The following is a 12,245-nucleotide window of genomic DNA, read 5'->3' as shown; positions in this document are numbered from 1 at the left end:
GGCAATAGTGAAGAAGGGTATTAGAAGTGTACGGATTTTTTTCAGAAATCAAACCGGATTCCTATATCTTTGTTGAAGATAGCGTTGACTGATGACTGACAAAGAAATATTTTCATAATTTGCATTGTATTATTTATTACATTAATCTCTCGATTGAAAATAGGTATTGATTAGTGGGGGTAGGAGTTAAGAGATTTTCATGCTATTGTTGTGTAATTTATTACATTTTTATATCTTTCATATAGGGAGTGCCTACAGACGCGATTAATCACGTCTATACGTGAATAGATATTTTTATGCTTCGCTGTACTTTCCTAGAGTAGGCTTGGTGCTGACTTTGTTCATTTTGTCTGCTGCATAAATATTTTTTGTCTAATCTTTAATTTCTGATTTCCTATTCAGTTTGATTCCAAAAATAATTTGTAATTAAAAATTAACTCAATCCCTGATATGGATACTCAAAAAATCATAATTTTATTAGTTGATGATAACTTAGAGAATTTAGATTTTTTATCAGATATCCTTCAAGGTCAAGGTTATCAAGTGCAAAGTTTTATTTCTGGACAAATGGCAATCAATACAGCGCTTGCTTCCCCTCCTGATTTGATTTTGCTAAATGTTATCTTGCCAGATATGGATGGTTATCAAGTTTGCCACCATTTGAAAAGTAAACAAAAAACTCAAAAGATTGCGATAATTTTTTTCGGCACTTCAGATGAATTATTTGAAAAAGCCAACATCTTAGATTTTCAGAATGTTGATTATATTACTCAACCATTCAAAACTAAAGAGGTTTTATTACGCGTAGAAAAACAATTAAATATCCAAAGGCTAAAAAAACAGTTAAAACAAGAGATTCAAGAGCGTCAACGCCTTGCATTTGAGTTAAATATTCGCAAGAGACAAACACAAGAAATCTTACCAGAAATTAGCGTTAGTAAAACTTTACCAACAAATTTTCAAATCCTGGATGAAAGTGCGATTAAGCTCCGCACTCATAACTTAGTACTAACGCGATTAGCACAAAATCAAACGCTTTATCAGGGTGATTTGAAAGCAGCCTTGAGTACAATTACAGAAGCAGCTACCCAAAATATTGGGGTGGAACGAGCCAGTGTGTGGCTGTATGACGAAAAAAGGACAAAAATCCAGTGTCTTGACTTATTTCAGGCGAGCCGCAATCAACATAGCGAAGGAGTTTGTTTATTAGTAGCAGACTATCCAGCTTATTTTGCAGCTTTGCAGCAAGACCAGCCAATTGCCACAGATAATGCCCACATTGATCCCAGAACTAAAGAATTTTCGGCGTCTTACTCTAGATTAAACATCACTTCCATACTGGATACACCAATCAGGTTGGAGGGAAAAACAGTAGGAGTTTTATGTCTGGAAGCGGTAGGGGGTGTCCATTCTTGGACATTAGAAGACCAAAATTTTGCTCGTTCTTTGGGCAATTTACTCTCTCTGGTACTGGAAGTACGCTCTCGCCAACGTGCAGAAGCAGCGCGACGCGCTTCTGAAAAAAAGTTAGCATCAGCTTTTCGGTCATCTCCCGATCCAATTGCCTTAATTACTGTTCCTGACAAACGCTATATCGAAGTTAACGACAGTTTTTGTCGATTTTTTGGTTATTCTCGCTCTCAAGTTATCGATCGCACCGATGAAGAATTGAATATTTGGGTGAATCCAGAGGAATATAATCTCGTCACCCAGACTCTGGAACGAACTAAAGCCATTCGCAACCACGAAGTTGATGTTCGCATTTCTTCGGGAGAAATCAGGACGACTTTATTTAGTGCGGAAATGATCGACATCGACGGACAATGGTGCGTACTAGGCACCGCCAAAGATATTACTGAACGCAAGCAAGCAGAAAATGAAAGCCGTTTGCTGCTGTTGACAACCCAAGCCATTACTCGCGCCAGTGATGTCAACAACGCCTTAAGAGTGGTTTTGCGTTTAATTTGTCAGACCATCAGTTGGGATTTTGGCGAAGCCTGGATACCGAATGAAGATAACACCGTTTTAGAACACAGTCTGGGTTGGTATGGACAGGAAGACAGTTTAGAAGAATTCTGTCGTCAAAGCAAAACTGTTACATTTGCTTTCGGAGCGGGACTACCAGGGCGAGTTTGGCAGAACCAAGAGCCAGAATGGATAGAAGATGTTTCCCAAGTGAGGGAGCCGATTTTTGTGCGATCGCTACAAGCTACAAAGGTCGGATTAAAAGCTGGTTTTGCCGTTCCCATACTGGCTGGTAAACAAGTATTAGCCGTTTTAGTGTTTTTTAAACGTAGTTCAGTATTAGTAGATCGGCGTTTGCTTCTACTGGTAAGTGCTGTTGCTGCTCAATTGGGTGGGTTAATTGAACGCAAACGCGTTGAACAAGAACTGCGTTTAGCAAACGAACGCCTACAATACCTGCTCACTTCTAGTCCTGTAGTGATTTATAGCAGGAAAACATCAGGAGACTTTAGCACTACTTTTATTAGTAAGAATGTTAGAGCAATGGTTGGCTACGAAGCGCGGGAATTTATTGAGAATCCGAATTTTTGGCTGGATCGCGTCCACCCAGAAGATGTTGAACTGGTCTCAAGAAAATTTAAGAAGCTAGTTGAGCACGAATACAATTCCTACGAATATCGGTGGTTACACGCTGACGGAACTTATCACTGGTTCTACGAAAAGATGAGGTTAATTCGTGACGAAGATGATAACCCAATTGAATGCGTTGGTTATTGGGCAGATATCAGCGATCGCAAGCTGGCAGAATTCGCTGTGCAGGAAGGTAGACAGCGATATCAACTTTTAGCAGAAGCTTCGCCAGCTTGTATATTTTATACCGATGTTGATGGGAGTATACTATATTTTAATCAACGCTGGAGTGAAATTACTGGTTGCAGTGTTGAAGAATCTTTGGGTACAGGTTGGGTAAATGCCGTGCATCCAGATGACCGCGAGCAGCTGTTACTAGCATGGGATCAAGCAACAATATACGGTAAAAAATATCAGTACGAACATCGCTTCTGTCATAAGAATGGCTCAATTGTTTGGGTAATTTGTCAAGCTTTGCCAGAATTTGGAGACGATAGAGAAATTAAAGGCTACATCGGTATGATTACAGATATTACCGAAAGAAAATTAGCAGAAGAAGCCTTGCGTGAGAGTGCAGAACGGGAAAGAGCGATCGCTCAAGTGATTCAAAGGATGCGCCAAACACTGGATTTAGAGACTATATTTGCGGCGACAACCCAAGAATTACGGCAAGTACTTAACTGCGATCGGGTCGCTGTCTATCGTTTCAATCCCAACTGGAGTGGCAAATTTATCTCTGAGTCAGTAACAGAGGGCTGGATTTCTCTGCTCGAAGAACAAAAAAATGACCCTCATTTGACAGCAGATGTCTTAGAAAATGGCCGTTGCCTCATGAAAATCTGGGATCGGTTGGATAACAAAACACAAAATACTTACCTCCAAAATCTGTACACACAAAGTGCAAGTTTCAGCTGCATCCCAGATATCTACAACGCTGGGCTTCATCCTGTTTATATCAAACTCTTGGAACGCTTTCAGGCAAAGGCTTACATTATTGTCCCTATTTTATCTGGTAATCAGCTTTGGGGGTTGCTAGCAAGTTATCAAAATTCCGATCTCCGCCAATGGAAGCCAGAAGAAGTCAATATAGTAGTTCAAATTAGCAATCAGTTAGCAGTTGCTTTACAGCAGGCACAATTGCTCACACAAATGCAAAGGCAATCACAAGCACTGCAAGAAGCTGCGATCGTTGCCGATGCTGCTAACCGCGCCAAAAGCGAATTCCTCGCCAACATGAGCCACGAACTGCGTACCCCATTGAACGCCATCCTTGGTTTTACCCAACTCATGAGCCACGATGATGCTTTATCTACCGAACATCAACAAAACCTAGCAATCATCAATCGTGCTGGCGAACATCTTCTCAACTTAATTAACGACATTCTGGAAATGTCTAAAATCGAAGCTGGAAGAATGACATTGAATCTCAGCAGTTTTGACTTAATTCACCTCTTGGAAAACCTTGAAGAGATGTTGCGTTTCCGCGCCACTTCCAAAGGATTAGAATTGGTATTTGAATATACATCTGACCTTCCCCAGGTTATCCAAGCTGACGAAAGTAAACTGCGTCAAGTCTTGCTCAACCTCCTGGGAAATGCAATTAAATTTACCGATACTGGGAAAGTGATGCTGCGGGTGGGGATGGGGCATGGCAAAGAAGACGCGGCAACACGGGGACGCGGGGATGCAAAGATAATAAACTTCTCCCTGTCCCCGCCTCTCCCCATCTCCGTGTCCTCTCCCCAATCCCTAATCTTCGAGATCCAAGACACTGGTTGCGGTATTGCCCCAGAAGAAATTAACTTGTTGTTTCAAGCTTTTGGGCAAACTGAAACTGGAAGGAAATCGCAACAAGGAACAGGACTGGGTTTAGCAATTAGTCGCAAATATGTGCAACTCATGGGGGGAGATATTAATGTCACCAGCAGTGTTGGTGAGGGAAGTAAATTTAGCTTTGATATTCAAATTGGTTTAGCCGCAGCCAGTGAAGTACACGTCAAGCAGGCTACACGGCGAGTTTCCAGTTTAGCGCCTGCTCAAAATCAATACCGCATTTTAGTAGTTGATGATTCTACAGATAGCCGTTTAGTGCTAATAAAAATTCTCACAGCCATCGGTTTTGTTGTAGAAGAAGCTGCAAATGGTCAAGAGGCGATCGCACTTTGGCAACAATGGCAACCACATCTCATATTAATGGATATGCGGATGCCAATCATGGACGGCTACGAAGCCACAAAAATTATTAAAACTAGAGAAATTCAGCACACGCAACAAATTTTACAATCCCCCATTACCCGAACTGACACTATAATTATTGCCTTAACTGCCCATGCCTTTGAGGAACAACGAGAGGCAATGATCGAAGCGGGTTGTGATGATTTTATTAACAAGCCCTTCCGTGAGAATGAATTACTAGAAAAGTTGAGAAAATATTTAGATGTCCAATATATTTATCAAGAACAAACCTATCAGATAATAAATGGAAATCAAGAGACAGCAGAATCAATGTTGACGCTTACAGATTTAGCTACTATGATATCTGCATTGCCACCTGAATGGGTGAAACAAATATACAATGCCGCAGCTCAATGCAGCGATGACCTCATTTTAGAATTAATTGAGCAAATACCATTTGAAAGTGCTGCCGTGCGAAACTTTGTCGCCGATTTAGCTCATAATTTTCAATTTGAGAAAATTATGGAATTGACCAAATAATTACAGGGATTAGTAATCTGTATCTAAATCTCAACTTCTTGAAAGTGCTCAACTGTGGGAAATGGCTCGTAAAAATGATGCAGAAGTTTCTTCCACTCTTGATACTCAGCAGAACCTCGAAATTGCACAATATGAGATTCTAAAGTTTCCCATCTGACAAGTAATAAATATTTATCTTGTACTTCTATGCATCTGTGCAATTCATGGGATAAATATCCCTTCATTGAGGAAATAATTTTAGAAGCTTTTTTGAAATTCACTTCAAAGTCGGATTCAGAACCGGGTTTAACATTAAGTATCACAGCCTCAAGAATCATAAAGTATTTGGTGAGAATTAAGTTTGTGTTATAAGGACGCAAGAAAGAGAGCTAGAAATAGAAGCCTTGCATAAATGTACGATAAAATTATAAATTTCTCTTTGCGTCTTTGCGACGGCAGTCGCTTCAAGTCGGCAGAGCCGCCCAACGCGCTGCCTCGCCTTTACGTGAGATATTCATCTGTAAATTCAGCAAGGCGAGAAGGATAAGAAAAAACAGCTAATCAAAAGCAGACTTGACATAATCAACTGTCAAAGGAGTGATTTTTTGGACAATATTATTAATCACCACTCGTTCATATCCAGTCCAAATTCTAGGATGACCAAAAATGCATGGTTGTAAAACACCCCAGAGTTGACCATCCTGTTGAATATGGGCATGAATTAGGGCACGGTGACCAAAGTTTTCCTGTTCAAATTTGCGATTTAAAACTTCAGAATCAGCGGTTTCTACATCTTCTACAAAGATTGAAGGTTTCCCATGTAGTGCAGCCCTAAACATTGGATCTTCATCTGAAAAAGATAAAGGCTGTGGTTCCCACTTTTCACTGTAAATTGTTGGTACATCTGGCGTGCGAACCCAACAAAAGGCAACTTTACCAAGATTCATTTGCGGATTGTGCAAATATAGAAAACATCGATCGCACTGCAAAAACTCACCCACAGCTGGTAACAACAGAGGAAAGAGAACATCGGGTGTTGGAGATGATTCTATAATATTGGCGTAGGCGCAGCCCGCCGTAGGCATCGCCGCAGTAATATCTGGCTGATTCATAGTTTAATTAAGCTGATTTCAATTGAATAATACCTTTATCGAAAACGCGATTATTAGTAGCGATCGCACTTACTTCTATTCTATCTTGATATACCTCATACGCCGCAAAACTCAACTTCTCAGCAGAATATTCTGTCCACTCAGAACGCCCTACAGGACGAGTACCCGCACCACCACCAGTAATTAAATAAGTCGTTCCATTAATTGGACGCGTGCGTTCATAATGATGTTCGTGACCATTGATATAAACTTGAACGCCGTACTTTTGAAATAATGGAGTAAAAGTTTTAATAAACTCTGGATTACTTCCATATACACCAGATGCATAAATAGGATGATGACCAAATACAACTTTCCAAGCAGCATTACTGCGGCTTAATTCTTTTTCTAACCAAGGTAACTGGTTTTTCCAATCAGCATTACTATTAGTATCTAAAGCAAAAAATTGTACTGCTCCACGGCGGAAAGTATAATATCTTCTACCGTTCATATTAAAACCGACATACTTCACTTGTGGATCGCCATTTGCGGTACGAATATCGTGATTACCTAAACAAGCTTGAAATTTCACCCCTTGCTTGAGCAAAGCTTGATAGGGACGCTCAAAAACTGCGCTAATTTTCTCAATTTCGCCGTTGTTGTAAATGTTATCTCCGGCTAAAACGACTAAATCATAAGGATTTTGTTTGTGATAAAAATTCATTGCCCCAGCTACAGCATACTGTCCTTTAGCACCGGTTCCTGTATCTGCAACAGACACAAAACGTAATAACAAGTCTTTTTTAGCCGGGTTGGCAGCTATGGCTGTTGTAGAATCGCTAATATCAGCATTTTGATAATTTTGCTCGCTTAACATCCAGCCCAAAAATCCTGTACCGATGGCGCCCAGGCTACTTAAAAATAAAAATTGACGGCGTTTCAGGTTCATAACTCACCAAATTTAATAAATAGTCAGTTTCCGCACAAGTAATGTGCAATGAAGTGATACATTAAGGCAAAAGAGGCAGCACCAGTAATAATAGACTTCTTGCAGAAGTGGGGAAAGGGGTAAGAAAAAACCCTTTCCCTTTAACCTTTTCCCTTTCCCCCTCTTGCAAAACTATTTTTGCAAGAGGTCTAATGTACGTTGTTTGTCTTTGATTCGCTGCTTTTGGTGAAAGTTCCATGTCACAAGACAATCCAAAACCGACCGATGAGCAGGTAACTCAACCTCCCCAAAAACCTTACCAGAGAGTTCAGCCAATTTGGAAGGCTAAAATTATCCAAATTCTCCGAGGGACAATTGGGGTTTTAGAAGTAACAGTCCAAAAACTGGAGACAGCACCCCCACCCGGTGCTGAAGAAACCCCTGGTTTTTTGCAACAGCTTCAGTTGCGCTGGGGTGGACTATTAAGGACAGTCCGCTTATTTTTGCCATCAAATTTATCAACAAAGTTATCAGATACAGCTTTGACGGGAATTATTACCGGAATTGCTGTAATTCTCGTTTGGACAACTACGACTATCTTTACAGGTAAACCTACGGAAGTAGCGACACTTCCTCCGGTTGAGGAGGTTCCCATACCAACACCAACAATAACTACTCCACCGGAGTCAGTCATACCAGAACCACAGCTACCAGAGGAAACTACGCCGCCGCCAGAAGCACAACAACCACCAGAGGAAATTACGCCACCACAACAACCAGAACCGGAACCAGAAGTAATTCCCACGCCAACCCCAACACCAACGCCAACGCCAACACCAACACCAGCTATAGAATTGACACCCGAACAAGCGTTAATTGTGGCTATTGAAAATCAGGTAGCCGAAATTAGCGATCGCATTGCCTCTGGTCTGATAAAGTCAATTCAAGCGAACTTCCGCACAAGTAATCTGACTGTCAAAATTAACGACGATTGGTACACTCTCCCAGAATCTCAACAGGATAAACTCGCTGCCGAAATTTTACAACGCTCTCAACAACTTGATTTTACTCATTTAGAAATTATCGACTCCCAAAATCGCCTGATAGCGCGTAACCCAGTTGTTGGTACCCAAATGGTAATCTTTAAACGACAAGCAACAAGTTCAACAACAACTTAGAAATTGGCGTTGCATATTTTGAGAATCAGGATTTTTAGATTTCAATATCTAAATTTCATCCCTTGTTTATGCAACGCCCTAAGAGTCCGAGCTTGTGAAAAAAATAAAATAAATAATAGATTTCTTGGTTAAGTGTAAAATCTGTGTTTATCCCATTTTTGTATTCGCTATAAAATTGATGATAAACTGTTGCATTATCTACTAAATAGGTGTATTTTAGAGAATGGCTTTTATCAAAAGCTTTAGCAAAAGATAATGTTAGCAATTTAGAAAAAGCTCTCAATTGATATTTATCAATTCTAACAAAGCTTCTCTTCTGAATTTTTATAAATACTGTAAAAATTCCGAATGATTAAAAATTAAGTATGCTATGGCTTCCTAATTTTATTAAAATTATTAAGCTTATGTCTGAAAGTCTTATTAATTCTGAATTCTGAATTTTTACTAAACACTTAACTTATCAGCCCAGCTTCAAGCATTTATGTTAGACAACGTTTCGCTATTGCTCCAAGCTTGTGAAAACTTAAACATCAGCTATGAAATTATTTATCCTGCTGAAAATTTAATCAAAATAAAATTGAATAACAAACACCACTATTTTTGTAATTATAGCACTCCTTTAATTAATCAAGCAGTGTCAAAAATTGTCAAAGATAAGGAATATACTTATCATATTTTAAATAAAAAGATTAAAGTTCCTCGCACAATAGGTTTTCTTTCACCTTTTTGTGACTCACGATACAAGATGTATTTAAAATTTCCGACTATTCAAGATATTATCTTAGAAATTAAGGAAAATTTTGAAACACCTGTGATTGTAAAAAGAAATTCTGGCTCCAGCGGACACAACGTCTTTTTATGCCATAATCAAGATGAAATTGAAAATGCTTTAAAAGAAATTTTTAATATTAGTAATAAGTATGATTATGTCGCTATTGCTCAAGAATTAATTCCCATAAAATCTGAATATAGAGCAGTTTTCTTAAATAAAGAGTTAGTTTTACTCTATGAAAAAGATATAAGTAACGCGAATTTTGCAGGTAACTTAAGTCCTCTCCACTGGGATGGCGCCAAAGCAAAATATATCAGCGATCCAAAAATATTGTCAGAGATTGATAATTTTACCAAACCCATTTTTGAAGAATTAGACCTTGATTATGGTGGCTTAGATATAGTATTAGATAAAGATAACCAATATTGGTTAATTGAAATTAATTCTCATCCCAATTTTACTATTTTCACCAGAGACAATGGAAAAGAACATGCGTTGAAAGTTTTTGAAAAAATTCTAACTAGTTTAGCTTCAAAATAATTTAAGGCATTGGGCATGGCGTATGGTGCAGGTAAGATAATAAGTAGCTGGGCGAAATTAAATACAAATGTCATTGCGAACGCCAAGGGCGAATGCAATGACGAACTATCTTATATTTATTTAGATCCATCTACTTATTAACTCCTCACTGCAAACTCCTCACTCACAACTCACTACTATGCACTTTCATTGTTTGAGTTGGTATCCATACAGAAAAAATTGAGCCAACACTCACAGTTGATTCTACTTCAATTCGACCCCGATGGAGTTCTACAAGTTGTTTAGTTAAAGCTAGTCCCAGTCCAGTACCTTCATAGCGGCGGCGATAGGGTGTATCGAGTTGCTGAAACTTCTCAAACAATAATGGTAATTGTTCTTCGGGAATACCAATTCCCGTGTCTTCCACTTGAAAAATAGCGGTATCGTCTTCCACCCAAAGACGCAAAGTAACACTGCCATTTTCCGGAGTGAATTTGATAGCATTAGTTAACAGATTCCAGAGAATTTGTTCTACTCGTTCGGAGTCAGCGATAAAGCGATCGCGCTGCGGATCGATTTGCAAATCAAGTTTGAGATTTACTTGTTGGCTTGTTGCTTTTTGTTCCAGTGATTCTATAGTTCTTTGGGCAACATTCACCAAAGAAAATTCCGAAATATTTAAAGCTGCCTTACCAGCCTCGATTTGTGATAAATCAAGGATGTCATTGATCATTTCTAATAAATGTTCTCCACTATCGTGGATTGTTTGCAGATAATCGCGTTGTCGTTGACTTAATTCACCCAAAGGCCAACGTAACAACGTCGAAGACATCCCAATCACATAAGTTAAAGGCGTGAGTAATTCATGACTGATGGTAGCGAGAAATTCACTTCTGAGCCGGCTAGCAGCTTCAGCAGCCAGTAAGGCATCACGTAGCGCCCTTGTACGTTCAATAACTCGTTCTTCCAGCCTTTGTTTTTCTTGGGTGAGGGTTTGCATTAACTCAGCTTGGTGAATAGCGATCGCTAATTGTTCGGCGATCGAACTCAGCAAATTTTTTTCGCTATCAGTCCACTGACGTGGATTATCGCACTGATGAGCAATTAACAATCCCCAGAGTTTTTCCTCAAAGATAATCGGTGCAGCCAACTTTGCCCGGACTTTGCATTCCCTTAAAAAATTTAACAAACACTCTTCTAAAGCATAAGTTTTTTCGACATCATCCACAGCTAAAGTGAAGCCTTGGCGATACTTCTCCCAACATCTAGAGGTTGGGAAAAAGCAATTTCTTTCTCTATAATTCAACACCGATATAATATTATCTTTACCACGAGCTTCATAGACGATATAACCCCGATACTTTTGATACTCTTCTGCTAAAGATTGACTATTTACTGACACAGAAGTTGAGGGTATACCATTATCGTTATCGGAGGAAAAACCTAAGCCTTGCCTTCCTCGAATTGAGATTTCCGGTTTGATACTACTAGCTAAAATTCCCTGTGTTGTAGTCAGTGCCGTGCCATTGAAATCAATACTATCAAGCTGGTATTGTTGAGTCTTGACTTTGGAACCCTGAAATTTATAAATTACTAATCTGTCTAATTCCAGAAACTCACGCACCTGTGTAATTGCCGTTGCCATAATTACTGGCAAATCCATGCTTTTGCGGATCTGCGTTGTTACCTGATTTAACAGCTGTTCTTGGGAAACTTGTTTTTTGAGGGCATCTTCTACTGGCTGGCAAATATAAACAGCCGGTCCAATTGCACTTGGAGGTGGTATTATTTCTTGGCTTGGCTGAGTTAGAAAATATTCTAATAACAACAGCGTAAATTTACTTTGGAGCTTAGAGTCATTAGCCCTAATAACTTGGCCATAGCGTTCGAGATTTTGGTAAGTATTGGAATTGCACTCAAACAAATCTCTCAATTGCAATATAAAAGAGGCGATCGCCTCCGAATTAAATGTCAATGTAGCATTGATTCCTGAGTGCCCAGTGCTGAGTTCTGAGTTCTGAGCAGGTAGTTGTTCTCCCCGATCTCCCACCCTACCAGAAGCTAAAGCTACATCTGCCTCCAAATTTCCCAGCAACAGCGCACTAAATTGTTCAGAAAGTACTACTGTAAACCTTTGCTTGTCCCACTCCACAGGTATGCGAATCGACGCCAACATCGCCTCTGTCATTACCAGAGCCGGACTTCCCACCGTTTGAGCCATCTGCTCTAACAATTCCCCAAGCTGATTGAATACAACAATAGGCAAGGTTCGAGAAAAGCTCAAATCAGGAGAACTCAGCATTTTCAATCATTATGGTAAGAGAGGGCTGTATGCAAGGACGAAAGTTTATTTTTCTTAAGAAAAACTCAGAACTCAGGAGCAAAAATCGAGACGCTCCCCCAAGACCTCAGAATTCAGTGAGAAATCGGAGTTTGAGTTTGTAATGAGTATTAGTCAAAACCTCGTC

General features: G+C 39.6%; 7 protein-coding genes. 3 read left to right on the top strand and 4 right to left on the bottom strand.

The genetic code is table 11. From position 1 onward, the window contains the following. The first annotated feature begins 450 nt into the window (after positions 1-450). On the top strand, positions 451-5,310 hold the full coding sequence (locus ACM0OY_RS15125; RefSeq protein WP_414569658.1) for a PAS domain S-box protein: 4,860 nt from the start codon (positions 451-453) through the stop codon (positions 5,308-5,310). A 23-nt stretch (positions 5,311-5,333) separates the two neighbouring features. On the opposite strand, the gene ACM0OY_RS15120 is transcribed toward ACM0OY_RS15125, so the two are convergent. From ACM0OY_RS15120 to ACM0OY_RS15110, 3 genes are all read right to left on the bottom strand, one after another. Next, on the bottom strand, positions 5,334-5,627 hold the full coding sequence (locus ACM0OY_RS15120) for an antibiotic biosynthesis monooxygenase family protein (RefSeq protein WP_414569657.1): 294 nt from the start codon (positions 5,625-5,627) through the stop codon (positions 5,334-5,336). 219 nt (positions 5,628-5,846) lie between these two features. After that, complete coding sequence (locus tag ACM0OY_RS15115; RefSeq protein ID WP_414569656.1) at positions 5,847-6,401, bottom strand: GAF domain-containing protein; 555 nt, start codon at positions 6,399-6,401, stop codon at positions 5,847-5,849. A 7-nt stretch (positions 6,402-6,408) separates the two neighbouring features. Next, positions 6,409-7,329 (bottom strand): metallophosphoesterase family protein, encoded by a 921-nt coding sequence (locus ACM0OY_RS15110; RefSeq protein WP_414569655.1) that lies wholly within the window; start codon positions 7,327-7,329, stop codon positions 6,409-6,411. Positions 7,330-7,565: 236 nt separating this feature from the next. Between ACM0OY_RS15110 and ACM0OY_RS15105 the strand changes: the two genes are divergently transcribed. Both ACM0OY_RS15105 and ACM0OY_RS15100 read left to right on the top strand, forming a co-directional pair. Then, entirely contained in the window at positions 7,566-8,486 is a 921-nt protein-coding gene (locus ACM0OY_RS15105) for a hypothetical protein (RefSeq protein ID WP_414569654.1), read from the top strand. Positions 8,487-8,967: 481 nt separating this feature from the next. After that, positions 8,968-9,798 carry an ATP-grasp domain-containing protein gene (locus tag ACM0OY_RS15100; protein WP_414569653.1) on the top strand — a complete coding sequence of 277 codons (831 nt, stop codon included), beginning with the start codon at positions 8,968-8,970 and terminating at the stop codon, positions 9,796-9,798. A gap of 163 nt (positions 9,799-9,961) precedes the next feature. Here the strand turns inward: ACM0OY_RS15100 and ACM0OY_RS15095 are convergent, their stop codons facing one another. After that, positions 9,962-12,079, bottom strand: a complete 2,118-nt coding sequence (locus ACM0OY_RS15095) for an ATP-binding protein (protein ID WP_414569652.1) — start codon at positions 12,077-12,079, stop codon at positions 9,962-9,964. Positions 12,080-12,245: the final 166 nt, after the last annotated feature.

This window comes from Nostoc sp. CCY 9925 (genome assembly GCF_963920935.1).
In the GTDB taxonomy this organism is placed as follows: domain Bacteria; phylum Cyanobacteriota; class Cyanobacteriia; order Cyanobacteriales; family Nostocaceae; genus Nostoc.
Note: the sequence above shows the minus strand (reverse complement) of the source record. Positions and strands in the feature narration are given on the sequence as shown.